The following is a 25602-nucleotide window of genomic DNA, read 5'->3' on the forward strand; positions in this document are numbered from 1 at the left end:
GTCGTCAGCCGACGGCGCCGAGCAGGTCGTCGACCCGGTCGGTGCGCTCCCACGTGAAGTCGGGCAGCTCGCGGCCGAAGTGGCCGTACGCGGCCGTCGCCGCGAAGACCGGGCGGAGCAGGTCGAGGTCGCGGACCACGGCCGCGGGCCGCAGGTCGAAGACCTCCCGGATGGCCGCCGTAATGCGGCCGAGCGGCGCCGTCTCGGTGCCGAAGCACTCGACGTAGAGGCCCACGGGCCGTGACGCCCCGATGGCGTAGGCCACCTGCACCTCGCAGCGGCGCGCCAGCCCGGCCGCGACGACGTTCTTGGCGACCCAGCGCATGGCGTACGCGGCGGAGCGGTCGACCTTCGACGGGTCCTTGCCCGAGAAGGCGCCGCCGCCGTGGCGGGCCATGCCGCCGTAGGTGTCGACGATGATCTTGCGGCCCGTCAGCCCGGCGTCGCCCATGGGGCCGCCCAGCTCGAAGCGGCCCGAGGGGTTGACGAGGAGGCGGACGCCGTCGGCGTCGAGGCCCGTGCTCTCGAGGACGGGCGTGACGACGTGCTCGAGGACGTCCGGCGCGAGCATCCCCTCGAGGGAGACGTCGGCGGCGTGCTGGCTCGAGACGACGACGGTGTCGACGCGGACGGCCCGGTCGCCGTCGTAGCCGATGGTCACCTGCGTCTTGCCGTCGGGCCGCAGGTACGGCAGGACGCCGTCGCGGCGGACCTGCGCGAGCCGCTCGGCCAGCCGGTGCGCCGTCCACACCGGCAGCGGCATGAGCTCGGGGGTGTCGTCGCAGGCGTAGCCGAACATGAGGCCCTGGTCCCCCGCGCCCTGCGCGTCGAGGACCGCGTCGAGGTCCGCGGGGACGCCGGCGCCGCCGGAACCACGGGCCTCCCAGGCGGTGTCGACGCCGGCGGCGATGTCCGGGGACTGGGCCCCGATGGACACCTCGACGCCGCACGAGGCGCCGTCGAAGCCCTTCGTCGAGCTGTCGTAGCCGATCCGCAGGATGGTGTCGCGCACGATCCGCGGGATGTCGGCCCAGCCGCTCGTCGTCACCTCGCCGGCCACGTGGACGAGACCGGTGGTGACCATCGTCTCCACCGCCACCCGGCTGCGCGGGTCCTGGGCGAGGAGCGCGTCGAGGATGCCGTCGCTGATCTGGTCGCAGATCTTGTCCGGGTGCCCCTCCGTCACGGACTCGGAGGTGAACAGGCGGAGGTCGTCGCGGGCTCGCCCCGACCGTGCTGCGGACGGTGCTGCGGACGGCGCGGGGGACGGCTGGGACGGCACGGGGCTCCTCGGGGGCAGCGGCTGCTGGCGGGGCGTCGTCACCCTAGCCGCGGGCCCGGACGGGCCGGGTCAGCGCGACGTCGGCGGGAGGTCGCGGGCCCAGCGGCGCACGACCGCGTCCCAGACGGCGTCCGCCACGTCCTCCTTGGGCGCCGGGCCGACCGGCTGCTCGGTGCCGTCGTCGCCGAGGAGGACGACGGTGTTGCCGGCCGTGCCGAAGCCGCCGCCGGTGCGGGCCTCGGCACCGACCTCGTTGACGACGAGGAGGTCGCACCCCTTGCGCGCGAGCTTGGCGCGGCCGTGCGCGAGGACGTCGCCCGCGTCGTCGCCCGTCTCCGCGGCGAAGCCGACGACGACGGCCGCCCGGTCCGGCCCGGGGCGCGCCGCCTCGGCGAGGACGTCGGGGTTGCGGACGAGGGTGACGACGGGCGCGTCCTCGGTGCCCGGGTCCTTCTTGACCTTGGTCGCGGACACCGCGGCGGGCCGGAAGTCGGCGACGGCGGCGGCCATGACGAGGGCGTCGGCCCCGGCGGCCTCGGCGAGGACGGCGGCCCGCAGCTCGCGCGCGTCCCCGACGTCGACGACGCGGACGCCGGCGGGCGCGGGGACCTCGAGGTGCGCCGCGACGAGCACGACGTCGGCACCGCGAGCCGCCGCGCGGGCGGCCAGCGCCACGCCCTGGCGCCCGGAGGAGCGGTTGCCGAGGTAGCGGACCGGGTCGAGCGGCTCGCGCGTGCCGCCCGCCGACACGACGACGCGGCGGCCGGCGAGGTCGCCCGCCGGGGCCTCCCCGGCGCCCGTGGCGCGCGGGCGGCCCGGGGTGCCGGCGTCCAGCAGCGCGAGCGCGGCGGCGTGGACCTCCTCCGGCTCCGGCAGGCGCCCCCGGCCCGTGTCGGCGCCGGTGAGGCGGCCGACGGCGGGGTCGAGGACGACGGTGCCGCGGCGGCGCAGGAGCGCGACGTTGTCGCGCGTGGCCGGGTGCTCCCACATCTCGGTGTGCATGGCCGGGGCCAGCAGCACGGGGCACGTGGCCGTCAGCAGCGTGCTCGTGAGGAGGTCGTCCGCGATCCCGGCGGCGGCGCGGGCGAGGAGGTCCGCGGTGGCCGGCGCGACGACGACGAGGTCGGCCTCGCGGCCGGTGCGGACGTGCGGGACCTCGTGGACGTCGTCCCAGACGTCGGTGGCCACGGGGTGGCCGGACAGCGCGGCCCACGTGGGCGCGCCGACGAAGCGGAGGGCGGACGCCGTGGGGAGAACCCGGACGTCGGCACCGCCCTCGGTGAGCAGCCGCAGCAGCGACGCGGCCTTGTAGGCGGCGATGCCGCCCGCCACGCCGAGGACGACGCGGGGGCGGCGGCCGCTGCTGCTGCTCACCGGAGGGGTCAGCCCTGGGCCGGGACGTCGTCCTCGGTGAGGAGGCCGTCGACCCCGCCGTCGGGGCCGATGGTCAGCTCGACGCCCTCGACCTCGCCCTCGGCGAGCGGGCGGACGGTGAGCAGGCCGGCGTCGATCTCGCGCAGCGCCACGGAGAGCGGCTTCTCCTGCACGTGGGTCTCGACGAGCGGGCCCACGTTCTCGAGGAGGCCCTCGGAGAGCTGGGCGTAGTACGCGTTGATCTGACGGGCGCGCTTGGCGCCGTAGATGACGAGGGCGTACTTGGAGTCGGCGGCCTCGAGGAGGTCGTCGATCGGCGGGTCGGTGATGCCCTCGGGGGCGGCGACGGTTCCGGACACGGTGTCCTCCTGCGGGTCTGGTCCCCGCGGCCGGGTCGGCACGGGGCGGCGTCGCGGACGGCGCCGGGTCGGCCCCCGCGCAGCGGGGGCCGGTGGAGCGGACGTGCAGCGGTCGTGCTGCGGTGCCGCTGCGGGTCGTGCGGGGCCGGTCAGGCCCCGGGCGGCCGCGGGTGCGGCCGCAGACCCATCGATGATACGAGGTCGTCGCCCGCCTGCCGGACATCGGCGTTGACGACGGTGACGTCGAACTCCGCCTCGGCGGCCAGCTCGGTGCGCGCCGTGGCCAGCCGGCGCTCCCGCTCGGCCTCGTCCTCGGTGCCGCGGCCGACGAGCCGGCGCACCAGCTCGTCCCACGACGGCGGGGCGAGGAAGACGAAGCGCGCGCCCGGCATCGTCGCGCGCACCTGGCGCGCGCCCTGCAGGTCGATCTCCAGCAGCGCGGGACGCCCCTCCGCGAGGACCTGCTCGACGGGCCCGCGCGGCGTGCCGTAGCGGTGCCGTCCGTGGACGACCGCCCACTCGAGCAGCTGTCCCTCGGCCGCGAGGCGGTCGAACTCCTCGTCGGAGGCGAAGTGGTAGTGCACGCCCTCGACCTCGCCGGGCCGCGGGGACCGCGTGGTGACCGAGACGGACAGCCACACGTCGGGGTACCGCTCGCGCACGTCGGCCGACACGGTGCCCTTGCCGACGGCCGTGGGCCCGGCGAGGACCGTGAGCCGGGCCGGCGGGACGGGTGCGCCGTCCCCCGCCGTCGCGGCGCTCAGGAGCCGAAGCGCTCGACGAGCGCGGTGATCTGGTGGGCCCCGAGGCCCCGCACGCGGCGGGACTCGGAGATGCCGACCTCGGCCATGATCTTGCGGGCCGTGACCCGGCCCACGCCGGGCATGGACTCCAGCAGCGCACTCACCTTCATCTTCCCGATGACGTCGTCCGTCCGGCCGTCGCGGACGACCTCCTCCAGGGACCCCTGCCCGTACTTGAGGCGGTTCTTCACCGCCGCACGCTCCCGGCGTGCCGCGGCCGCCTTCTCCAGCGCGGCGGCGCGCTGCTCGTCGGTCAGGTGCGGGAGCGGCACGTGCGCCTCACCTCGGGGGTGTCGGGGCGGGAGGAGGACGGGACGGCCGCAGGTCTCGAGCCGCCGTGGAGGTGGGGCGACGCTAGCGAGTCCCCGCGGCCCACGGCAACGAGGGTCGGCCGGGGGCGGCGCTCCCCCGCACCGGGTGCCGCGCGGCGGCTCACGGCGCGAGCGCCAGGGCGCACCGCTCCGCGGCGTCGCGGGCCGCGGCGCGCAGGGCGCCCACGGAGGGGCCGGCCGCGAGGACGGCCCGGCTCGACGTCGCGAGCACCTGGCCGCGCGCCGGGCCGAAGACCTGCGCGAGCTCGGCCGGCCCGGCGCCCTGCGCGCCCACGCCCGGGGCGAGGAGGGGCCCGCCGCACCCGACGAGGTCGACGCCGAGGTCGGCCGCGGCCGTCCCCGTCGTCGCGCCGACGACGAGGCCGACGGAGCCGAGCTCGCCGCGGGCGAGCGCCCCGGCGTTCTCCGCCGCCGCCGCGCGGGCCACCGCGGCGGCGACCGCGACGCCGCCCGCGTCCCGGGCGTGCTGCACGGCCGCGCCCTCGGGGTTCGACGTCAGCGCGAGCACGAAGACGCCCCGGCCGGTGGCGGCGGCGAGGTCGAGCGCGGGGCGCAGCGACCCCACGCCGAGGAAGGGCGAGAGGGTCACCGCGTCCGCCGCCAGGGGGGCGCCGTCGGCCAGCGAGGCCTGCGCGTAGGCCGTCATCGTGCTGCCGACGTCGCCGCGCTTGACGTCGAGGACGCTCAGCGTGCCGGCGTCCGCCAGCCCGGCCAGGAGCCGCTCGAGGACGGCGACGCCCCGGCTGCCGTGCCGCTCGAAGAAGGCGGCCTGCGGCTTGACGGCGGCGACCGTCCCGCCGAGGGCCTCCAGGCAGGTGAGGGCGAAGCGCTCGAGCCCCGACGGGTCGTCGGGCAGGCCCCACGCGTCGAGCAGCCCCGGGTGGGGGTCGACGCCGACGGCCAGCGGCCCGAGGGCCGCGGAGGCCTCGGAGAGGCGGGCGCCGAAGGGGCGCCGCGCGCCCGTCCCGGCCGAGCCGGGGCTCACGGGGGTCACGGGGCTCACGGCCGGTGGGCGTGGCCGACGGCCTCGCCGAGGGACGCGAGGCCCCGCTCCGCGAGCAGGGACCGCAGGCCGGCGTCGACCCGCGCGGGGGTCGACGGGTCCGCGAAGAGCGCCGTCCCCACCTGGACGGCGCTCGCCCCCGCGAGGACGAGCTGGAAGGCGTCCTCGGGGCCCGCGACGCCGCCGGTGCCGACGACGGGCACCTCGGGCAGCAGGCCCGCGAGCATCGCCGCGCGCAGCTGCCAGACGCACCGGACGGCCACCGGACGCACGGCCGGGCCGGACAGGCCGCCGGTCGTCACGGCGAGCCGCGGCCGCATCGTCCGGACGTCGATGTCGACGCCGAGCAGCGTGTTGATGGCAGTGAGCCCGCTGGCCCCCGCCTCGACGCAGGCGCGGGCGATGCCGACGAGGTCGGTGACGTCGGGCGACAGCTTGGCGAGGAGGACGACGTCGTCGCCCACCGCCGCGCGGACGGCCCGCAGCACCGCGGCGCTGCTGCCCGGGTCGCAGGCGAAGACGAGCCCGCGGTTGGCGACGTTGGGGCACGAGATGTTGACCTCGAGCGCCGCGACGCCGGCCGCGGCCGGGGACGTGACGACCCGGCGGGCCACCTCGCCGAACTCGTCCGGGTCGCCGCCGGCCACCGAGACGACGGCGGTGGCGCCGGCCGCGGCGAGCCACGGCAGGTCGTGCTCGACGAGCGCGTCGACGCCGCCGCCCTGCAGGCCGATGGAGTTGAGCATCCCCGCGGGCGTCTCGGCCATGCGCGGGGTGGGGCGTCCGGAGCGGGGCGCGAGCATGACCGACTTCGTCACGACGGCGCCGAGCGCGGCGACGTCGGTGAAGGCGGCGAGCTCGCGGCCGGCGGCCGCGCAGCCGCTCGCCGTCATGACGCCGGACCGCAGCCGCACGCCGGCGAGGTCGGCCGAGAGGTCCACGTCCTCGGGCGCGAGCCCGGGCCGGACGTCGGTCGCGGCGCTCACCGGGCTCCCCCGACGGCGGCGACGGGCGCGGGGGCGCCGACGGCGTCGTCCGGCACCCGGGCGCCGACCCCGGCGGGCCGCTGCGGCGCCGGGGCGCCGATCGCGTCCCAGCGCAGCCGCTCGCCCGGGAATACGGGGCCGTCGGTGCAGGCCCGCACCATGCGCGTGCGGCCGTCGTCGCCGACGACCGGCAGGACGCACGTCATGCAGACGCCGATCCCGCAGGCCATCGACTCCTCCGTGGCCAGCTGCGTGCTCGCACCGGCCGCGGCCGCGACCACGTGGACGGCCCGCAGCATGGCCATCGGGCCGCAGGCGAGGACGTGGCGGGCGCCCCCGGCGGCCAGCAGCGGGCCGAGGACGTCCGTGACGCGGCCGCGGGTGCCGGCCGAGCCGTCGTCGGTCGTCACGTGGACGGCGTCGACGGGCGCGTCGAGGACGCCGTCGTCGGCGGCGGGCGTGGTGTCCCCCAGCAGCCGCTCGCGCGTGGCGGCCCCGACGACGAGGTCGACCCGGCTCCCCCGCCGCCGCAGGAGGCGGCCGACCCAGGCCAGCGGCGCGGCGCCGTAGCCGCCGCCGACGAGGACGACGCCCTCGCCCGCGGGTGGCAGCGCGTACGGGCGGCCGAGGGGGGCGACCACCGACAGGCGGTCCCCCTCGCGGAGGGCCGCGACGCGCGCCGTCCCCGCGCCGGCCACGGCGACGACGAGGTCGAGCGTGCCCGCGGCCGGGTCGGCCGCGGCGATCGAGAACGAGCGGCGCAGGAGCATCCCGGAGTCGCCCGTCGAGCACGCGGCGAACTGGCCCGGCCGGGCCGCGGCGGCCGCCGCGGGCGCGTGGACGACGAGACGGGTGCACGCGCCGTCGGGGCCCGCGGAGAGCACCGGGGCGTCGACGAGGACGGCGCCCGCGGACGGGCCGGCCTCGTCCGCCGGGTCGACGAGGTCCGCCGGGTCGCCCGCCGCGCCCGGCGTCACGACCCCGAGCGGCTCCGGGGCCCCGCCGCCGACGACGCTCACGGCGCCGCCGGCGCGGCGTCCGCCCGGCCGCCCCACACGGCGTGCAGGCCGCGGGCGTGCTCCTGGAGGCTGCGGACGCGGACCTCGCCGCCGCGGGCGGCGTCGATGCCCTGGACGGCCGCGGACAGCTGCTGCACCGTCGTGATGATCGGCTTGTCCATCGCCGTCGTGGCCGCGCGGATCTCGTAGCCGTCGGCCCGCGCCGCCGTCCCCGAGGGCGTGTTGACGACGACGTCGACGTCCCCGGCGAGGATCCGCTGGACGACCGTGGGCTCCCCCGGGGCGCCGTCCACCGACGGGCCCGGGCCGGCGCTGTGCTTGCGGACGACGGTGCTGCGGATGCCGTTGCGCTGCAGCACCTCCGCGGTCCCCTCGGTCGCGAGCACCTCGAAGCCGAGCTCGACGAGCCGCTTGACCGGCAGGACGAGCGCGCGCTTGTCGCGGTCGGAGACCGAGACGAAGACCCGACCGCTCGTCGGCAGGCCCCCGTAGGCGGCGGTCTGCGACTTGGCGAAGGCCGTCGGCACGTCGACGTCGATGCCCATGACCTCGCCCGTCGAGCGCATCTCCGGGCCGAGCAGGGAGTCGACGACGTCGCCCGCCGGGGTGCGGAAGCGCTTGAAGGGCAGGACCGCCTCCTTGACGGCGACCGGCGCGCCCAGCGGCAGCGAGCCGCCGTCGCCCTCGCGGGGCAGGAGCCCCTCCTCGCGCAGCTCCGCGATCGTCGCGCCGAGCATGACGCGGGCGCAGGCCTTCGCGACCTGCACGCCCGTCGCCTTGGCGACGAACGGCACCGTACGGCTGGCGCGCGGGTTCGCCTCGAGGACGTGGAGGACGTCGCCGGCGAGGGCGAACTGCACGTTGAGCAGCCCGCGGACGCCGATCCCCCGGGCGATGGCCTCGGTGTGCCGGCGGACCCGCTCCACCTCGCGGCGGCCGAGCGTCGCGGGCGGCAGGACGCACGCCGAGTCGCCGGAGTGCACCCCGGCCTCCTCGATGTGCTCCATGACGCCGCCGAGGTACATCTCCTCGCCGTCGAAGAGCGCGTCGACGTCGATCTCGATCGCGTCCTCGAGGAACCGGTCCACGAGGAGCGGGTGGTCCGGGCTGACGACGACGCCGGTGGCGCGGGCGCGGGCCACGTACCCGGCGAGCGTCTCGCGGTCGTAGACGATCTCCATGCCGCGCCCGCCGAGGACGAAGGACGGGCGGACGAGGACGGGGTAGCCGATGTCCTCGGCGACGGCCACGGCCTCCTTGGCCGACGCCGCCGTGCCCCACCGCGGCGAGGACAGCCCCGCGGCGGCGAGGACGCGCCCGAAGGCGCCGCGGTCCTCGGCGAGGTCGATGGCCGACGGCGACGTCCCGACGACCGGGACGCCGGCCTCCTCGAGCCCGCGGGCCAGGCCGAGCGGGGTCTGGCCGCCGAGCTGGACGACGACGCCGACGACCTCGCCGCTGCGCTGCTCGGCGGCGACGACCTCGAGGACGTCCTCGAGGGTCAGCGGCTCGAAGTACAGGCGGTCGGAGGTGTCGTAGTCGGTCGACACCGTCTCGGGGTTGCAGTTGACCATGACGGTCTCGTAGCCGGCGTCGCGCAGGGCGAAGGCCGCGTGGACGCAGGAGTAGTCGAACTCGACGCCCTGGCCGATGCGGTTGGGGCCCGAGCCGAGGATGAGGACCTTGCGGCGGTCGCTGGGGGCGACCTCGTCCTCCTCGTCGTAGCTCGAGTAGTGGTACGGCGTGGCGGAGGCGAACTCCGCCGCGCAGGTGTCGACCGTCTTGTAGACCGGCCGCACGCCCAGCGCGTGCCGCACGCCGCGGACGACGTCCTCGGGCATCGAGCGCAGCGCGCCGAGCTGGGCGTCGGAGAACCCGGCCCGCTTGGCGCGCCGGAGCAGGTCGACCGTCAGCTCGGGCGAGGCCGCCACCTCGGCCGCGACCTCCTCGATCCCGGCCATCTCCTCGAGGAACCACGGGTCGATGCCCGTCGCCTCGTGGAGCACGTCGACCCCGACGCCGGCCCGCAGCGCCTGCTGGACGGCGACGATGCGCCCGTCCGTCGGCACGGCCACCTGGGCCATGAGCGAGTCGAGCTCCTCGGGGCCGGCCGGGGCGCCGTCCCAGTGGAAGGAGGAGCCGCGCTTCTCCAGCGAGCGCAGCGCCTTCTGCAGCGCCTCGGGGAAGCTGCGGCCGATGGCCATGGCCTCGCCGACGCTCTTCATCGTCGTCGTCAGCGACGCGTCGGCCGCCGGGAACTTCTCGAAGGCGAAGCGGGGCACCTTGACGACGACGTAGTCGAGCGCGGGCTCGAAGCTCGCCGGCGTCGTGCGCGTGATGTCGTTGGGGATCTCGTCGAGCGTGTAGCCGACGGCCAGCCGCGCGGCGATCTTGGCGATGGGGAAGCCCGTCGCCTTCGACGCCAGCGCCGAGCTGCGCGAGACGCGCGGGTTCATCTCGATGACGACCATGCGCCCGTCGCGCGGGTCGACGGCGAACTGGATGTTGCAGCCGCCGGTGTCGACGCCGACCTCGCGGATGACGGCGATGGCCACGTCCCGCATGTGCTGGTACTCGCGGTCGGTGAGCGTCATCGCCGGCGCGACGGTGATCGAGTCGCCGGTGTGGACGCCCATCGGGTCGAGGTTCTCGATGGAGCAGACGACGACGACGTTGTCCTTGCCGTCGCGCATGAGCTCGAGCTCGTACTCCTTCCACCCGAGGATCGACTCCTCGAGGAGGACCGAGCTGGTGGGGCTGGCCCGCAGGCCGGCGCCCGCGAAGCGCTCGAGCTCGGCGGCGTCGTGCGCGAAGCCGGAGCCGAGGCCGCCCATCGTGAAGGACGGCCGGACGACGACGGGGTAGCCCAGCTCCTCGGCGGCGACCAGCGCCTCCTCGAGCGTGTGCGCCATCGTGCTGCGGGCGCTCTCGGCGCCGCAGCGGGCGACGATCTCCTTGAAGACCTGGCGGTCCTCGCCCTTCTGGATGGCCTCGACGTCCGCGCCGATGAGCTCGACGCCGTACTTCTCCAGCACGCCGCGGTCGTGCAGCGCGATGGCCGTGTTGAGCGCCGTCTGCCCGCCGAGGGTCGCGAGGACGGCGTCCGGCCGCTCGACCTCGATGATCTTCTCGACGAACTCCGGGGTGATCGGCTCGACGTAGGTGGCGTCGGCGAACTCCGGGTCCGTCATGATCGTGGCCGGGTTGGAGTTGACGAGGACGACCCGCAGGCCCTCCTCGCGCAGCACCCGGCACGCCTGGGTGCCGGAGTAGTCGAACTCGCAGGCCTGGCCGATGACGATCGGGCCGGAGCCGATGACGAGGACCGAGCGCAGGTCGTCGCGACGGGGCATCAGGCGTTCTCCTCGGTGGTGCGCGACGGCGCGGAGGGGCTGGGGGTGTCGGGGGTCGTGCGCGGCGCGGCCATGAGGTCGCAGAAGCGGTCGAAGAGGTAGCCGGCGTCGTGCGGGCCGGCCGCCGCCTCGGGGTGGTACTGGACGCTGAAGGCGGGCGTGTCGAGGCACCGCAGGCCCTCGACGACCCGGTCGTTGAGGCACCAGTGGCTGACCTCGGCCCGGCCGAAGTCCGTGGGGAACTCCTCGCCGATGGGCGCGTCGACGGCGAACCCGTGGTTGTGCGCCGTGATCTCGACGGAGCCGGTGGCCGTGTCGATGACGGGCTGGTTCACCCCGCGGTGGCCGTAGGTGAGCTTGTAGGTCCCGAGCCCGAGGGCGCGGCCGAGGAGCTGGTTGCCGTAGCAGATGCCGAAGAACGGCAGCCGGTGCGCGAGGACGTCGCGGAGCACGCCGACCTCGTGCTCGGCCGCGGCCGGGTCGCCGGGGCCGTTGGAGTAGAAGACGCCGTGCGGCTGCAGCGCGAGGACGTCCTCGGTGCTCGACGTCGCCGGCAGCACGTGCGTGCGGACGCCGCGGCGCGCGAGGTGCCAGGGCGTCCGGGACTTGATGCCGAGGTCCAGCGCGACGACGGTCAGCGGCCGCCCGTCCGCGCCGGTCCGCGGCTCGCCCTCCGCCTCGACGAGGTACGGCTCGGGCGTCGTCACCTCGCCGGCGAGGTCGGCGCCGCGCATGGCCGGCGCGTCGAGCACGCGGACGAGCAGCTCGGACGTCTCGAGGCGGCGGCCGGTCGTCGGCTCGCGGAGCGCGTCGCCGGAGAAGACGCCGACGCGCATGGCGCCCCTCTCGCGCAGGTGGCGGGTCAGCGCCCGGGTGTCGACCCCGCTGATGCCCACGACGTCCTGGGCGGCCAGCTCCTCGTCGAGGCTGCGCCGGCTGCGCCAGCTCGACGGGCGCCGCGCCGGGTCGCGGACGACGAAGCCCGACACCCAGATGCGGCCGCTCTCGTCGTCCTCGTCGTTGACGCCCGTGTTGCCCACGTGCGGGGCCGTCATGACGACGACCTGCCGGTGGTACGACGGGTCGGTCAGGGTCTCCTGGTACCCGGTCATGGCGGTGCAGAAGACCGCCTCGCCGACGGTCGTGCCCGTGGCGCCGTACGCCCGGCCGGTGAAGGCGCGGCCGTCCTCGAGGACGAGCACCGCCTCGCCGCCGCCGGGCGCCGGGACGTCCACGCGGGTCGCCGGCTCGTGCTCGGTCACCTCGTCGAGGTGCCCGACGTGGTGGGGGGCGCCCCGGCCCGCTGTCGTCGCGCTCATGCCCTCTGCTCTCCCTGCTCTCGTCCGTCCTCGTGCGTGCCGTCCGCGGGCCCCGGGGGCCCGGGGGGTGCGTCCCGGCGGGCCAGCAGCCCCGCCAGCGCCGCGACCAGCGCGTCGGCGTCGTCGTCGCGCCGCAGGCGCAGGCCGGTGTCGACCGGCAGGCCGCCGCCGGTCCCGCCACCGTCCGCGTCCCCCGGCGCGTCCTCCCCCAGCGACCAGGTGAGGACGACGAGCCCCTCCCGGTCGACGTACTTGCCCGCCATCCCCCGCTCGCGGCGGACCCGGACCAGGGTGCCCGCGGGCACCCACAGGACGTCCTCGCCGTCGCGGGCGACGGAGACGCCGTCCGCGAAGACGCCCACCTCGCAGGCGCTGCGCCGCCCGAGCCCGTGGGCGACGACGCGGTCGAGCCAGTCGCCCTCGGTCGTCGTGCTGACGTAGACGCCCTCGCGCGGCTCGAGCAGCACCTCCCCCGGGTCGGCGGGGGCCGGCAGCGGCGCGGGGACCCCGGCCTGCCGGCGCTGGCGGCGCCGCCACCCCCACCACATGAGGGCCCACAGCACCGGGATCGCCAGGAGGACGAGGATGCCCGCCTGGGTCTCGCTCACCCGGGCCGCCCGTCCTCGTCGGGGTCGCCCACGAGGGCACCGCCGACGACGGTCGGCCGGCCGCGCAGCACCGTGGCCACGACGGCGCCGGGCAGCTCGAGCCCGCGGAAGGGGCTGTTGCGGCCCTGCGTCGCGTGCCGCGCCGGGTCGACGACGCGGCGCGCCGCCGGGTCGACGAGCACGAGGTTGGCCGGCTCGCCGACCTCGAGCGGGCGGCCCTGGTGCCCCAGGCGGCCGATGCGCGCCGGCGCCTGCGACATGACGCGCGCGACGTCGGCCCAGCCGAGCAGGCCGGTCTCGACGAGCGCCTCCTGGACGACGGACAGGGCGGTCTCGAGCCCCGTCATCCCCATGGCGGCGGCCGCCCACTCGCAGTCCTTGTCCTCGACCGGGTGGGGCGCGTGGTCGGTGGCGACGACGTCGACCGTGCCGTCGGCCACGGCCTCGCGGAGCGCCTCGACGTCGGCGCGCGTCCGCAGCGGCGGGTTGACCTTGTAGACGGGGTCGTAGCCGCGGACCAGCTCGTCGGTGAGGAGGAGGTGGTGCGGCGTCACCTCGGCGGTGACGTCGACGCCGCGGGCCTTGGCCCAGCGGACGACCTCGACGGACCCGGCGGTCGAGAGGTGGCAGACGTGCAGCCGGGAGCCGACGTGGTCGGCGAGCAGCACGTCCCGGGCGATGACGGCCTCCTCGGCCACCGCGGGCCAGCCGCGCAGCCCGAGCACGGAGGAGACGACGCCCTCGTGCATCTGCGCGCCCTCGGTGAGGCGCGGGTCCTGCGCGTGCTGGGCGACGACGCCGTCGACCGAGCGCACGTACTCCAGCGCCCGCCGCATGAGGACGGGGTCGGCGACGCAGCGGCCGTCGTCGCTGAAGACGCGGACGCGCGCGGCCGACGACGCCATGGCCCCGAGCTCGGCCAGCCGCTCGCCGCCGAGACCCACGGTCACGGCGCCGACGGGGTGGACGTCGACGAGGCCGACCTCGCGGCCGAGCCGCCACACCTGCTCGACGACGCCGGCGGTGTCGGCGACGGGGTCGGTGTTGGCCATGGCGTGCACGGCCGTGTACCCGCCGAGCGCCGCGGCCCGCGACCCGGTGCGGACGGTCTCGGCGTCCTCGCGGCCGGGCTCGCGCAGGTGCGTGTGGAGGTCGACGAGGCCGGGCAGGGCGACGAGCCCGGCGCCGTCGAGCACCTCCGCGCCCGCGGGCGCCTCGAGCGTGCCGCCGGGGCCGGTGCGCGCGACGAGACCGCCCTCGAGGAGGAGGTCGGTCGGGGCGCCGCCGAGCAGCGCCGCGCCGCGGACGAGCACGGGGGCGACGTCGCGGCCGGCCGGCCCGGCGGTCGGGGACGGGGTGGGGGTGCTCATGCGGGGTCCTCTCCGGCGAGCAGGAGGTACAGGGCGGCCATGCGGACGGCGACGCCGCTCGACACCTGCTCGACGACGGTCGAGCGGGGACCGTCGGCGGCCTCCGCGGAGATCTCGAGGCCGCGGTTCATCGGGCCGGGGTGCATGACGAGGGCGTGGTCGGGCAGCAGCCGCAGCCGTCGCCCGTCGAGGCCGAAGCGCCGCGCGTACTCCATGGCCGAGGGGAAGAAGCCGCCCCCGCCCATCCGCTCGCGCTGGACCCGCAGCGCCATGACGGCGTCGACGTGCGGGAGGACGGCGTCGAGGTCGAACGTCGTCGCGCACGGCCACGTCCCGACGCCGACGGGCAGCAGCGTGGGCGGCGCGACGAGCGTCACCTCGGCGCCGAGAGTGGTGAGCAGCAGGACGTTCGAGCGCGCGACGCGGCTGTGGAGGACGTCGCCGACCACGGCGACCCGGACGCCGTCGAGGCCGCCGTCGGCCGGGCCCGCCCAGCCGCCGGCCCGGAGGCGGCGGCGCAGCGTGAAGGCGTCGAGGAGCGCCTGGGTGGGGTGCTCGTGCGTGCCGTCGCCGGCGTTGAGCACGGTGAGGTCGCACCAGCCGGCGTGCGCGAGACGGTGGGCCGCACCGGAGGCCGGGTGCCGCAGCACGACGGCGTCGGCGCCCATGGCCTGCAGCGTCAGCGCCGTGTCCTTGAGCGACTCGCCCTTGGAGACGCTGGAGCCCTTGGCGGAGAAGGTGATGACGTCCGCGGACAGCCGCTTGGCCGCGGCCTCGAAGGAGATCCGGGTCCGGGTCGAGTCCTCGAAGAAGAGGTTGACGACGGTGCGGCCGCGCAGGGTCGGCAGCTTCTTGATCTCGCGGACCTGGGTGGCGGCCATCTGCTCGGCGACGTCGAGCAGCGCCAGGGCGCCGGCGCGGTCGAGGTCGGCGGCGGACAGGAGGTGCCGCATCAGCGGGTCCCTCCCCCGGTGCGGCGCGCCCCCGCGTCGCGGTCCTCGGGGCCGCGGATCACGACGGCGTCGTCGACCCCGTCGACCTCGCGCAGGAGCACGCGGACCTGCTCGTCGGCCGCCGTCGGGAGGTTCTTGCCGACGTGGTCGGCCCGGATCGGCAGCTGGCGGTGGCCGCGGTCCACGAGGACGGCGAGGCGCACGGCGCGGGGGCGGCCGAGGTCGGACAGCGCGTCGAGCGCCGCGCGGACGGTGCGGCCGGAGGCGAGGACGTCGTCGACGAGGACGACGACGCGGTCGTCGACGCCCCTGGCCGGGACGGCGGTGCGGCCGAGCGCGCGCACGGGCCGGCGGCGGAGGTCGTCGCGGTGCATCGTGACGTCGAGGGAGCCCCAGAGGTCCTCGACCGGGCCGGCGCCCGGCTCGGCGGCGACGAGCCGTTCGGCGACACGGCGGGCGAGCTCGGTCCCCCGCGTCGGGATGCCCAGGAGGACGAGGTCCTCGGGGCCGTGGTTGCGCTCCAGCACCTCGTGGGCGATGCGGGTGAGGATGCGGCCGATCTCGGCCGTCTCGAGCACCGGGCGGGCAGACGCCATGGCGGCGACTCCTTCCCCGCCTCTCGGGACGGAGGTAGAAGGACGTCGGTCGCCCGACGCTAGCGCACGGGGCGGGAGGCTCCGGACGACGGGCGGGCGGGGCAGATCCGGACAGCGAGTACCCTTCCGGCGCAATCACTCCCCGGTCGGGCACCACCCGTCACGGACGGGTGCGATACGTCCACCGTCCGGGCGACCCGAGGGGTCGGAGGCACTGAAGCGCTTGACGGTCCGGTGACGCTGAGTGACGATCCTGGGGAACGGTCCGGGGGGACGGGACGCACCAGTGCCGGCCCGGCCGTCGTGAGAGGGGCATCAGGTGGCAACGGAGTACGCGAAGGTGCTGGGCAACCGGCTCCGGTCCGTCCGGACCCGGCAGGGGCTCTCGCTGCAGGGTGTCGAGGCGAAGTCGCAGGGCCAGTGGAAGGCCGTCGTCGTCGGCTCGTACGAGCGCGGGGACCGCGCCGTGACGGTGCAGCGCCTGGCGGAGCTCGCGGAGTTCTACGACGTCCCGGTCACGGCGCTGCTGCCGGAGACCACGCCCGGCGAGACGGCGCTGCCGCCGCCCCGCCTCGTCCTGGACCTCGAGGCGCTGCGCCGGGTCCCGACGGAGCAGTCGGGCCCGCTGCTGCGCTACCTCGCCGACATCCGCGAGGCGCGGGGCGACGAGCAGACCGACGAGATGCCGATCCGGGTCGACGACCTGCGCTCGCTCGCGGTGATCTTCGACCTGCCGCCGTCGGCGCTCACCGAGCGCCTCATCGGCTGGGACGTCCTCGACGAGGAGGCCCGGCGCGCCGTGGCGCTGCCGGACGTCTGAGCCTCGACCGCCGGCCGCGCACGACGACGGCGCCGTCCCCCGCGGGGGACGGCGCCGTCGTCGTCCGTGCTGCTGGTCGGCCCAGGGTCGGGGCCACTGGGGCTCAGGCGATGAGCGCGGGCCTCATGGACAGGACCCGTCCGAGGACGCCGTTGACGAAGGCCGGCGAGTCGTCGGTGGACAGCTCGCGGGCCAGGTCGACGGCCTCGTCCACGGCCACCGGGCCGTCGACGTCGCCCCACAGCACCTCGGCGACGCCGAGGCGGAGGACGGCGCGGTCGACGTCGGGCATCCGGTCGACGGTCCAGCCCTGCGAGTAGGTCGCGAGGACCTCGTCGACCCGCTCGGCGTGCGCGACGACGAGCTCCACCAGCTCGACGGCGAACTGCGGCATGGGCGCGGCGCCCGGGTCGGCCGGGTTGGTCGACGCGAGGCGCTGCTGCAGGAGCTCGAGCGGGGGCATGCCCCGCTGCTCGGACTCGAAGAGGACGTCGAGCGCCCGCTTGCGGGCCTTGCTGCGGGCGCCCACGTCAGCTGACGCGGCCCAGGTAGTCGCCCGAGCGGGTGTCCACCTTGACCTTCGTGCCGGTCTCGAGGAACAGCGGGACGGCGATCTGGTAGCCGGTCTCCACGGTGGCCGGCTTGGTGCCGCCGGTGGAGCGGTCGCCCTGGAGGCCCGGCTCCGTGTAGGTGACCTCGAGGACGACCGAGGCCGGCATCTCGACGTAGAGGGGCTCGCCCTCGTGCGTGGCGACCTGCGCGGTCGCGCCCTCGAGGAGGAAGTTGGCGGCGTCGCCGACCGTGGCCTCAGCGATGGTCACCTGGTCGAAGGTGTCGGGGTCCATCCACACGAAGTCCGCGCCGTCGCGGTAGAGGAACTGCATGTCGCGGCGGTCGACGGTGGCCGTCTCGACCTTGGCGCCCGCGTTGAACGTGCGGTCGACGACCTTGCCGGAGAGGACGTTCTTCATCTTCGTGCGGACGAAGGCGCCGCCCTTTCCGGGCTTGACGTGCTGGAACTCCACGACGGACCAGAGCTGCCCGTCGATCTTCAGCACGGTGCCGTTCTTGAGGTCGTTCGTCGAGGCCACAGGAGTCCGTCCGTCGCGTGTCGAGGGGGCGTGCGGGCGTCCGCCGGGCTCGGCCGCGGCGGGCCCGGCAGGGCGCACGACGACGGCGCGCCACCCCGGGAGCGGCCCCAGGGTAGCGCGCCGTCGTCGTGCCCTCCCCCGTCAGCCGGTGAGGGCGGTGAGCTCCAGGGCGATCCCGTCGGGGTCGCGGAACTCGAGGATCGCGTAGCCGTCGAGGTCCTTGACGCCCTCGTGGGCGACGCCGAGGCGGTCCAGGACGGCCACGGCCTCGTCGAGCGCGTCCCGCTGCGGGACCGTGAAGGACACGTGGTCGAGGCCGACCCGGTCCTCGTCGAAGCGGTCGTCGCCCGGCGCCACCGGGCGCAGCCCGAGCAGGCCGCCGCCGAAGGCGTAGATGACGCCGCCGAAGAGGAAGCCGAGCTGCTCGCGCGTCTGCTCGTCGGCGTCGTCGGGCAGCTCGTAGGCGACGTCGAAGCCGAAGACGTCGTCGTAGAAGGCCCGCGAGCGGGCGATGTCGCGGACGGTGAGGCGCACGTGGGCGTAGCCGGTGGTGCGGACGTGGGCCCGGTCGGCCTGGTCGGTCGTGGTGTCGGTCACCATCGGACTGTCGCACGCGACACGTCGGTCGGCAGCCCGGCGCGGGGCTGTCCCCGGTCAGTCGCGGCTGACGGCGGTGTACGCGGCGACGAGCAGCGAGGGGTCGGGGCCCTCGAGGCGGGTGGGGCGGGCGACGTCGTCGAGGACGACGAAGCGCAGCAGGTCGCCGCGCGTCTTCTTGTCGCGGCCCATCGCCTCGAGCAGCTGCGGCCAGCGGTCGCCGCGGTAGGTCAGCGGGAGCCCCAGCGAGCCGAGGACGCTGCGGTGCCGGTCGACGACCGCGCCGTCGAGACGCCCGGCCACGGCCGCCAGCTCGGCGGCGAAGACCATGCCGACGCTGACGGCCGCGCCGTGGCGCCACGCGAAGCGCTCGACGAGCTCGACCGCGTGGGCGAGCGTGTGGCCGTAGTTGAGGACCTCCCGCTCGCCGGCCTCCTTGAGGTCGCGGCCGACGACGTCCGCCTTCACCCGGACCGCCCGCTCGACGAGCTCGCGCACGACCGGGGCGGCGGGGTCGCGGACGGCCTGCGGGTCCGCCTCGACGAGCTCGAGGATCCGCTCGTCCTTGATGAAGCCGCACTTGACCACCTCGGCCATGCCGGCGAGGAGGTCGTTGGTCGGCAGGGTCTCCAGCGCGGCGAGGTCGCAGAGGACCCCCGCCGGCGGGTGGAAGGCGCCGACGAGGTTCTTGCCCTCGGCGGTGTTGATGCCCGTCTTGCCGCCGACGGCGGCGTCGACCATGGCCAGCAGGGTCGTGGGGACGTGGACGACCTTGACGCCCCGCAGCCAGGTGGCGGCGACGAAGCCCGCGAGGTCGGTGACGGTCCCGCCGCCGACGGCGACGACCGCGTCGCTGCGGGTGAAGGACGACTGCCCGAGGACGCCCCAGAGGAAGGCGGCCACCTGCGCGGTCTTGGCGTCCTCGTCGTCGGGCACCTCCGCGGCGACGGCCTCGTACCCGGCGGCGACGAGGTCCTCGCGGACCGCCTCGGCCGTGGCCCGCAGCGCCCGCGGGTGCACGACGAGGACCTTCCGCACCCGGTCGCCGAGCATCCCCGGCAGCTCGCCGAGCAGGCCCCGCCCCACCAGCACGTCGTAGGGCTGCTCCCCGGCCACAGAGATCCGCGTCGTCCCGCTCACCCGCCGACCCTAGCCAGCGCCCGGAGGCCCTCCCGCTCTCGCCCGCCGGGCGACAGGAGTTGGTGGCTCGCCCGCGGGCCCACGGCCTGCTGACCTGCAGCGACGCCGCGTGCGTCGGACCGACGCCTGTCGTACGGCACCTGTGGACGGGCGTCCCACGAGTCGTCGGGCGCCGGGAACCTCGTCGGATGACCGACGGCGGCGTGGCGGCCCTCCTCGACGACCTCGCCCGGCGGGGTGGCACCGCCACCGCGGGGGCCCTGCGTGCCCGCCACGGCCGCGCGGCCCTCGACCGCGCCGTCGCGGGCGGTGAGGTGTGCCGGCTGGCGTACGGCGTGTACGGGCTGCCGGCCGCCCCCTCGCCGCTGCTGGCCGCCGCGGGCGTGCGCGGCGTGGTCTCCCACGCGAGCGCCGCGCGGCTGTGGCTGGTCGACCCCCTGGTCCGTGAGCAGGAGGTGTCCGTCACCGTCCCGCCCACGGCCTCGCGCCGGTCGGCGCCCGGCGTGCGGCTGCACTGGTCGACGCTCCGGCCGGACGACGTCGTCGACGGGCGTGTCACGTCCCCGCTGCGCACGACCCTCGACTGCGTCCGGAGCCTGCCGTTCGCCGAGGGCCTCGCCGTGGCCGACGGCTTCCTCCGCCGAGGTCTCGTCACCCGCGGCGACCTCGTCGCCGCCGCCGTCGTGTCCCCCGCCCGGGGACGTGCGCGGGCGACCACCGTGGCCGCCGCCGCGGACGGGCGGAGTGCCAACCCCTTCGAGTCGGCGCTGCGCGCCGCGGTCCTCGAGGGAGGCGCCGGGGACTTCGTGCCGCAGGTGGAGGTCCGGACGCCCGGCCACGGGTGGGTGCGGCCGGACCTCGTCGACCTCGGCCGTCGGCTGGCCCTCGAGGCCGACAGCCTCGCCTGGCACGGCTCGCGGTCGGCACTCGCCGCGGACTGCCGTCGGTACAACGCCCTCGTCGCCACCGGCTTCCTCGTCCTGCGTTTCCCGTGGGAGCTGGTGATGAGCGACCCCGCCCGCGTCGCCGCGGACGTCCGGGCCGTGGTCGACCTCGTCGACGGGCGCCGGGCGCGGGACAGCAGGAGTTGGTCGGAGGTCCGCCGGGCTCCGGGTCGCTGACCTGCACCTCCGCGCGGTGCCGGCGACCAACTCCTGCAGCGTGGCGGGGAGCACGGCTGTGGGAACATCGCCGCGGCCCACGAGGGGCCCTGCGGCGGAGGTGGAGACGTGCGCGTGCTCGTCCTGAACGGCCCCAACCTCGGACGCCTGGGCGTCCGGGAGCCGGGCGTCTACGGCACGACGACGTACGCCCAGCTCGCGGAGCGGCTCGTGGCGCTGGGGGGCGAGCTGGGGCTCGAGGTCGAGGTCCGGCAGACCGACGCGGAGCACGAGCTGCTCGGGTGGCTGCACGAGGCGGCGGACGCCGCGGCGCCCGTCGTGCTCAACCCCGCGGCGTGGACCCACACGTCCGTGGCCGTCCGGGACGCGTGCGCGATGCTCACCGCCCCGCTCGTCGAGGTGCACCTGTCGAACGTCCACGCGCGCGAGGACTTCCGGCGCACGAGCCTCGTCTCCCCCGTGGCGACCGGCGTCGTCGCCGGGCTCGGGACGTCGGGCTACGAGCTGGCGCTGCGCCACCTCGCGCAGGCCGCGGCGCCCGTCACGGGGTCGTCGCCCGACGGGCCGGCCGGGGACGAGTGATCGTCCTCGTCGGCTTCCTCGGGGCCGGCAAGACCACCGTCGGCCGCGCCCTGGCCCGACGCCTGGACGTGCCGTTCGCCGACGCCGACCACGTCCTCGTCGAGCGCCTGGGGCGCCCGGTCGCCGAGGTCTTCGCCACCGACGGCGAGGCGTTCTTCCGCCGGGCCGAGCACGAGGCGGTCGTGGACCTGCTGACGTCGTCCGACGGCGTGCTCGCCCTGGGCGGGGGCGCGGTCGAGCACCCGGGCACGGCGGCGGCGCTGGCGGCGCTGCCGCAGCGCCGTCCGGGGTCGTCCGTCGTGCACCTCGTCGTCGACCTCGCCGCCGCGCGCGAGCGGGTCGGCGGCGACCCGGGACGGCCGATGCTGGCCCGGCCGGACCTCGCGGACGTCCACGCGCGGCGCGCCCCCGGCTACGCGGCCGTCGCGACGCTCGAGGTGGCGACGCACGGGCGCCGCGTCGACGAGGTCGTCGACGCGGTCGTGGCGGGCCTCCCCCGCGGCTGACCCGGTCAGCCGGCGAGCAGCCCCGCGGCGAGCCCGCTGGTGGCGGCCGCCCCCGCGAGCAGGAGCCGCACGCGGCCCACGGCCACCGCGGCGCCCACGGCGAGGACCACGGCCAGCACGACGCCGGCGGTCGCGGGCGACGGCAGGAGGGCGGTCAGGAACCCGGCGGCGGCCGCCAGCGGGCCGAGCTGGTCGACGGGCGCGGGCGCCGGGGCCGCCCCTCGCGAGGCCAGGCCGACGACGACCGCCCGGACCGCCAGGGCGACGGCGGGCGGGACCAGGACGGCGGTGGCCGTCCGGCGGACGGACGCGCGGCGCCCGTGCCGTGCTGCCACGAGCAGCGCCACGACGGCGCCCGGCACCGGCGCGACGAGGACCGCGAGGCCGACGAGCGCCCCGGCGACGGCGGCGCGGCCGGCGAGCGCTGCGGCGGCGAGGAGGCCGGCCAGCAGGGCGAGGACGGGGTCGGCCGCGAGCAGCCCGACGACGGGCGCGGCGACGAGCGGGGGCACCGCCAGGGCGACGGCCGGGGGGCGGCGCCGCGCCAGGAGCCGGTGGCCCCGGACGGCGGCGGCCACGAGGGCCGCGACGGCGAGGCCGTGGAGGACGGCCCCTCCGGCCCCGGCCGCGAGCGGGGTGGGGACCCCGGCGCCGAGGGCGGCGGTCGCGGGCGTCGTCGCGTCGAGCGCGCCGCCGGCAGAGCCGACGAGGGCGGACAGCGCGACGGCGGGGACGCCGACGAGGAGACCGACGAGCGCGTCGTCGCGGGTGGGGGCGAGGACGCGGCGGGTCGGGACCGGTGAGGGCGAGGCGCTCGGGACCTCGCCCCGGTCGCCGACCGGGGCGGCGCCGCGCTGACGGGGCAGCGCGGCCGCCGTCGGGCGGGCTGTGGCGGTGGACGGGCGGCTGGACACGGGGGCGCCTCCGGCTGTGCCCGACCGTCGGGCGTCTCCCCTGGCATCGGCACACCCGGACGGCCCCTTGACCGTCGGCGCCCGACGCGCTGCGGCGGGAGGCGAGGGGGTCAGCCCCGGGCGACCTCGGCGCGCAGCGCCTCCGGCAGCGCGGCGAGGTACCCCTCGACGTTGCGCCGCGTCTCCGGCACCGAGTCCCCGCCGAACTTCTCGACCAGGGCCTCCGCGAGGACGAGCGCCACCATCGCCTCGGCGACGACCCCGGCGGCCGGGACGGCGCAGACGTCCGAGCGCTGGTGGTGCGCCCGGGCGTCCTCGCCGGTGGCGACGTCGACGGTCGCGAGGGCCCGCGGCACCGTCGCGATGGGCTTCATGGCCGCGCGGACGCGCAGGACGTCGCCCGTGCTCATGCCGCCCTCGGTGCCGCCCGCGCGGCCGGTCCGGCGGCGCAGCAGGCCGTCGGGGGCGCGCTCGATCTCGTCGTGGGCGGCCGAGCCGCGGCGGGCGGCGGTGCGGAAGCCGTCGCCGACCTCGACGCCCTTGATGGCCTGGATGCCCATGAGCGCGCCGGCCAGACGGGAGTCCAGGCGCCGGTCCCAGTGGACGTGGCTGCCGAGGCCGGGCGGCAGGCCGTAGGCGAGCACCTCGACGACGCCGCCGAGCGTGTCGCCGTCCTTGTGGGCGGCGTCGACCTCGGCGACCATCGCCGCGCTGCCGGCGGGGTCGAGGCTGCGCACGGGGTCGGCGTCGAGCGCGGCGACGTCCTCGGGCGTGGGCAGCGGGGCGTCGTCGGCCGAGCCGGCGGTGCCGATCGCGACGGTGTGGCTGACGAGCCGGATGCCCGCGGCCTGCTCGAGGAAGGCCGCGGCGACCTGGCCGAGCGCGACCCGGGCGGCCGTCTCGCGGGCGCTGGCGCGCTCGAGGACGGGACGGGCCTCGTCGAAGCCGTACTTCTGCATGCCGGCGAGGTCGGCGTGGCCGGGCCGGGGCCGGGTGAGGGGGGCGCCGCGCTTCTGGGCGGCGAGCTCGTCGGCGTCGACGGGGTCGGCGGCCATGACCGTCTCCCACTTCGGCCACTCGGTGTTCGCCACCTGGACGGCGACGGGGCCGCCCTGGGTGCGCCCGTGCCGGACGCCGCCGAGGAAGGTCACCGCGTCGGCCTCGAACTTCATCCGGGCGCCGCGGCCGTGCCCGAGCCGACGGCGCGCCAGCGCGGCCTGGACGTCCGAGGTCGTCACCGCCACGTCGGCCGGGAGCCCCTCGAGGACCCCCACGAGCGCCGGTCCGTGGGACTCCCCCGCCGTCAGCCATCGCAGCATGGGCGGCATCCTCCCACCGACGCGGGAGGCCCCCGTCCCCACCCGGGGACGGGGGCCCGCGGGGGCGTCGCCGGTCAGCCGGCGGCGATCGTCACCGTCTTGCCCTGCTCGAGCTGCAGGACACCGGTGCTCGTCGCGAGACCCGCGGTGGCGAGGGCGCCGCCGCTGCCGTCGGCCGCCGTCCCGGCACCGGTGAAGGTGACGCCGGCGGCGGCGCCGTCGAGGCCCAGGGCGCTGCCCTGCGTGACGGCGACCTTCGTGCCCTGCGTGCCGTCGACGACGGTGAAGACGTACCAGTCGCCGTCGCGGACCTCGTCCCACGTGACCTGGAGGCCGGTGGCGGCGGGGGTCGCCGCGGGCGCCGTCGAGCCCGCGACGGGGGCGGTCGTCGCGGCCGGTGCGGGGGTGGCGGCGGGCGTCGTCGTGACGGGCGTGGTGGCGGCGGGCGCCGTCGTGGGCGTCGTGCCGTCGACGGGCGTGGTCGTGACCGGCGTCGTGCCGGCGGCCGTGCCCGCCCCGCCGGCGAAGGGGTCGCGGCCGACGGGCGTCTCGGGGAGCGGCGCCTCCGCCGCGACGTCGGTGGTGCCGGGCGCCGCGGCGCCGGTGGTCCCGGGGACGGCGGCGGGGACGACCGCCGCGACCGGCAGCTCCTCGGCGGGGGCGGTGAGGAGCAGGGCCCCGCCGACGCCGCCGGCGAGCAGGACGCCCGCGAGGGCGACGACGAGGAGCCGGCGCCGGCTGCCCGGCTGCTCGGCCGCCGTGGTGGTCGGGGCGGGCGCGGGGACCCGTGCGGCGCCGGTGGGCGCGCCGGGGGCGGTCGGCAGGGCGGCGCCGACGGCGGCCAGCGCGGGCGTCACGGGGGTCGTGGGCAGCGACGGGGAGCCGGTCCGGGGCGCCGGGACGGCGGGGGGCGTCGGGGCCGCCGGCAGCACCGCCGTCGTGGCGCGGGGGGCGCCGGCCGGCGAGGACGAGGGCGTCGCCGCCGCCGGGGTCGTGGGGGCGCCGAAGGGGCTCGGCGCCGCCGCGGTGCCGAAGGGGCTGGGCGAGGGGGTCGCCGAGGTGCCCGCCGCCGAGCTCGCCGTGGGGACGGCGGGCGCGGCGGGACGGGACGCGGCCGAGGCCGAGGGCGCGGTCGGCGCGCCGAAGGGGCTCGTCGTCGGCGTGAAGGCGCCGACGGAGGACGCGGGGGGCGGCGTGGCCGGTGCACGGAAGGGGCTGGGCGCGCCGCCGCCGGGCAGCACGCCGGGGCTCACGGGCGGGCCGAGGACGGAGGCGCCGGTGGGAGCGGGACGCGGGGACGACACCTCGACCGCGGGGGCGGGCGCGGCGGTGGCGGCGAAGGGGTTGCCGCCGGGGGTCCCGAAGGACGGGGCGGCGTTCTGCCCGGTGGTCACATCGGCTCCTGGGTGCTCGTGCCGGCGGCGTCGACGGTCGCGGCGTCGTCCGCGGCGGGCGCGGGGGTGGCGGTGGGGGCGGGCGTGGCGGCGGGGGCCGCGGCGAGGGCGAGCTGCTCCTCCTGCGCTGTGAGGGGCAGGACGAAGACGTCGGCGGTCACGGCGAGGTCGACACCGGTGTCGGCGGCGGTCATGGACGCGTCCTTGACGAGGACCGCCCGCGGCAGCTCCGTCTGCACCAGACGGAGGAGTTCCTGCACCTGCGCGAAGGTCCCCGTCGCGGTGACGGCGACAGGCACGGTCTCCAGTCCGCCGGGCTCAGCAGCAGCGGTGCCGTCGGTCGTCGCCACCGGCGCCGCCGCGTCTGCGGGGACCGCAGCGGGGTCGGCCGCCGTCGTAGGAGCCGCGGCGGCGGCGGCGGTCGGCTCCGTGGGCGTCACGCCGACGAGGGTGGTCCCCGAGCGGTCGGCGAGCGCCGAGAGCTGACGGATCAACGAGGGCAGGTCCGCCTGCGCCGGCAGCTGCTCGCGGAGCGCCGCGGCCTCGGCACGCCGGGCCGGCAGCTCGGCGAGCTGCGCCTCGAGCCCGGCGATCCGGGTCTCGAGGACGTCGTTCTGGGAGGCGACGGACGACGTCTGCTCGCGGAGCGCAGCGGCCTCGTCGTGCCGCGGGGCCACGAGGCCGAACCACGAGCCGGTGGTCAGCGCCAGGGCGGCGAGAGCGGCGCCGCCGACCCACAGCCGGGTGCGGGTGAGCTGCAT

Annotated in this window: 26 protein-coding genes; 4 read left to right on the forward strand and 22 right to left on the reverse strand. The window is 77.3% G+C overall.

What is annotated here, in order from left to right:
• Positions 1 to 4 precede the first annotated feature (4 nt).
• The 14 genes from metK to pyrR all read right to left on the reverse strand — a co-directional run bounded on the left by metK (position 5) and on the right by pyrR (position 15357).
• Entirely contained in the window at positions 5 to 1204 is a 1200-nt protein-coding gene (metK, locus tag EDC03_RS15190; RefSeq protein WP_123381224.1) for a methionine adenosyltransferase, read from the reverse strand.
• A 147-nt stretch (positions 1205 to 1351) separates the two neighbouring features.
• Positions 1352 to 2656, reverse strand: coding sequence for a bifunctional phosphopantothenoylcysteine decarboxylase/phosphopantothenate--cysteine ligase CoaBC (gene coaBC, locus EDC03_RS15195; RefSeq protein ID WP_123381116.1), 1305 nt, complete (start codon positions 2654 to 2656; stop codon positions 1352 to 1354).
• An 8-nt stretch (positions 2657 to 2664) separates the two neighbouring features.
• Positions 2665 to 3015, reverse strand: coding sequence for a DNA-directed RNA polymerase subunit omega (rpoZ, locus tag EDC03_RS15200; protein WP_123381117.1), 351 nt, complete (start codon positions 3013 to 3015; stop codon positions 2665 to 2667).
• A gap of 149 nt (positions 3016 to 3164) precedes the next feature.
• On the reverse strand, positions 3165 to 3779 hold the full coding sequence (gene gmk / locus EDC03_RS15205) for a guanylate kinase (RefSeq protein ID WP_123381118.1): 615 nt from the start codon (positions 3777 to 3779) through the stop codon (positions 3165 to 3167).
• On the reverse strand, positions 3776 to 4090 hold the full coding sequence (mihF, locus tag EDC03_RS15210; protein ID WP_123381119.1) for an integration host factor, actinobacterial type: 315 nt from the start codon (positions 4088 to 4090) through the stop codon (positions 3776 to 3778). Before mihF ends, gmk begins: the two co-directional genes overlap by 4 nt.
• 160 nt (positions 4091 to 4250) lie before the next feature.
• Positions 4251 to 5153: an orotidine-5'-phosphate decarboxylase gene (pyrF, locus tag EDC03_RS15215; protein ID WP_241967215.1), complete on the reverse strand. Its 903-nt coding sequence runs from the start codon at positions 5151 to 5153 to the stop codon at positions 4251 to 4253.
• On the reverse strand, positions 5150 to 6139 hold the full coding sequence (locus EDC03_RS15220) for a dihydroorotate dehydrogenase (RefSeq protein ID WP_199720309.1): 990 nt from the start codon (positions 6137 to 6139) through the stop codon (positions 5150 to 5152). Before EDC03_RS15220 ends, pyrF begins: the two co-directional genes overlap by 4 nt.
• Entirely contained in the window at positions 6136 to 7023 is an 888-nt protein-coding gene (locus EDC03_RS15225) for an iron-sulfur cluster-binding protein (protein WP_123381227.1), read from the reverse strand. The genes EDC03_RS15220 and EDC03_RS15225 overlap by 4 nt, the downstream gene beginning before the upstream one ends.
• A gap of 131 nt (positions 7024 to 7154) precedes the next feature.
• Entirely contained in the window at positions 7155 to 10511 is a 3357-nt protein-coding gene (gene carB / locus EDC03_RS15230; RefSeq protein ID WP_123381120.1) for a carbamoyl-phosphate synthase large subunit, read from the reverse strand.
• Positions 10511 to 11830, reverse strand: a complete 1320-nt coding sequence (gene carA / locus EDC03_RS15235) for a glutamine-hydrolyzing carbamoyl-phosphate synthase small subunit (protein WP_123381121.1) — start codon at positions 11828 to 11830, stop codon at positions 10511 to 10513. Before carA ends, carB begins: the two co-directional genes overlap by 1 nt.
• Entirely contained in the window at positions 11827 to 12438 is a 612-nt protein-coding gene (locus tag EDC03_RS15240) for a PH-like domain-containing protein (protein ID WP_199720311.1), read from the reverse strand. The genes carA and EDC03_RS15240 overlap by 4 nt, the downstream gene beginning before the upstream one ends.
• Positions 12435 to 13808: a dihydroorotase gene (locus EDC03_RS15245; protein ID WP_123381122.1), complete on the reverse strand. Its 1374-nt coding sequence runs from the start codon at positions 13806 to 13808 to the stop codon at positions 12435 to 12437. Before EDC03_RS15245 ends, EDC03_RS15240 begins: the two co-directional genes overlap by 4 nt.
• Entirely contained in the window at positions 13805 to 14761 is a 957-nt protein-coding gene (locus EDC03_RS15250; RefSeq protein WP_123381123.1) for an aspartate carbamoyltransferase catalytic subunit, read from the reverse strand. The genes EDC03_RS15245 and EDC03_RS15250 overlap by 4 nt, the downstream gene beginning before the upstream one ends.
• Positions 14761 to 15357 carry a bifunctional pyr operon transcriptional regulator/uracil phosphoribosyltransferase PyrR gene (gene pyrR, locus EDC03_RS15255; protein WP_123381124.1) on the reverse strand — a complete coding sequence of 199 codons (597 nt, stop codon included), beginning with the start codon at positions 15355 to 15357 and terminating at the stop codon, positions 14761 to 14763. Before pyrR ends, EDC03_RS15250 begins: the two co-directional genes overlap by 1 nt.
• 319 nt (positions 15358 to 15676) lie before the next feature.
• On the opposite strand from pyrR, the gene EDC03_RS15260 reads away from it, so the two are divergent.
• Positions 15677 to 16177 carry a transcriptional regulator gene (locus EDC03_RS15260; RefSeq protein WP_123381125.1) on the forward strand — a complete coding sequence of 167 codons (501 nt, stop codon included), beginning with the start codon at positions 15677 to 15679 and terminating at the stop codon, positions 16175 to 16177.
• Positions 16178 to 16280: 103 nt separating this feature from the next.
• Here the strand turns inward: EDC03_RS15260 and nusB are convergent, their stop codons facing one another.
• The 4 genes from nusB to aroB all read right to left on the reverse strand — a co-directional run bounded on the left by nusB (position 16281) and on the right by aroB (position 19005).
• On the reverse strand, positions 16281 to 16706 hold the full coding sequence (gene nusB / locus EDC03_RS15265; protein WP_123381126.1) for a transcription antitermination factor NusB: 426 nt from the start codon (positions 16704 to 16706) through the stop codon (positions 16281 to 16283).
• Between the two features lies 1 nt (position 16707).
• Entirely contained in the window at positions 16708 to 17268 is a 561-nt protein-coding gene (gene efp / locus EDC03_RS15270; RefSeq protein WP_123381127.1) for an elongation factor P, read from the reverse strand.
• A gap of 141 nt (positions 17269 to 17409) precedes the next feature.
• Complete coding sequence (locus tag EDC03_RS15275; protein ID WP_241967216.1) at positions 17410 to 17865, reverse strand: VOC family protein; 456 nt, start codon at positions 17863 to 17865, stop codon at positions 17410 to 17412.
• A 57-nt stretch (positions 17866 to 17922) separates the two neighbouring features.
• Entirely contained in the window at positions 17923 to 19005 is a 1083-nt protein-coding gene (gene aroB / locus EDC03_RS15280; RefSeq protein WP_123381129.1) for a 3-dehydroquinate synthase, read from the reverse strand.
• A 188-nt stretch (positions 19006 to 19193) separates the two neighbouring features.
• On the opposite strand from aroB, the gene EDC03_RS15285 reads away from it, so the two are divergent.
• The 3 genes from EDC03_RS15285 (at position 19194) to EDC03_RS15295 (ending at position 21214) form a co-directional block, all read left to right on the forward strand.
• Positions 19194 to 20126, forward strand: coding sequence for a hypothetical protein (locus EDC03_RS15285; protein ID WP_123381130.1), 933 nt, complete (start codon positions 19194 to 19196; stop codon positions 20124 to 20126).
• A 108-nt stretch (positions 20127 to 20234) separates the two neighbouring features.
• On the forward strand, positions 20235 to 20708 hold the full coding sequence (gene aroQ / locus EDC03_RS15290) for a type II 3-dehydroquinate dehydratase (protein ID WP_123381131.1): 474 nt from the start codon (positions 20235 to 20237) through the stop codon (positions 20706 to 20708).
• Positions 20705 to 21214 (forward strand): shikimate kinase, encoded by a 510-nt coding sequence (locus tag EDC03_RS15295; RefSeq protein WP_199720312.1) that lies wholly within the window; start codon positions 20705 to 20707, stop codon positions 21212 to 21214. The genes aroQ and EDC03_RS15295 overlap by 4 nt, the downstream gene beginning before the upstream one ends.
• Positions 21215 to 21219: 5 nt before the next feature.
• Here EDC03_RS15295 and EDC03_RS15300 read toward each other — a convergent pair whose 3' ends face one another.
• The 4 genes from EDC03_RS15300 to EDC03_RS17705 form a co-directional block, all read right to left on the reverse strand.
• Positions 21220 to 22128 (reverse strand): hypothetical protein, encoded by a 909-nt coding sequence (locus EDC03_RS15300; RefSeq protein WP_123381132.1) that lies wholly within the window; start codon positions 22126 to 22128, stop codon positions 21220 to 21222.
• Between the two features lie 110 nt (positions 22129 to 22238).
• Entirely contained in the window at positions 22239 to 23447 is a 1209-nt protein-coding gene (aroC, locus tag EDC03_RS15305; RefSeq protein ID WP_123381133.1) for a chorismate synthase, read from the reverse strand.
• 74 nt (positions 23448 to 23521) lie between these two features.
• Positions 23522 to 24841, reverse strand: a complete 1320-nt coding sequence (locus EDC03_RS15310; protein ID WP_123381134.1) for a hypothetical protein — start codon at positions 24839 to 24841, stop codon at positions 23522 to 23524.
• Positions 24838 to 25602, reverse strand: a complete 765-nt coding sequence (locus tag EDC03_RS17705) for a hypothetical protein (RefSeq protein ID WP_158674331.1) — start codon at positions 25600 to 25602, stop codon at positions 24838 to 24840. Before EDC03_RS17705 ends, EDC03_RS15310 begins: the two co-directional genes overlap by 4 nt.

Source organism: Pseudokineococcus lusitanus (assembly GCF_003751265.1).
GTDB lineage: Bacteria > Actinomycetota > Actinomycetes > Actinomycetales > Quadrisphaeraceae > Pseudokineococcus > Pseudokineococcus lusitanus.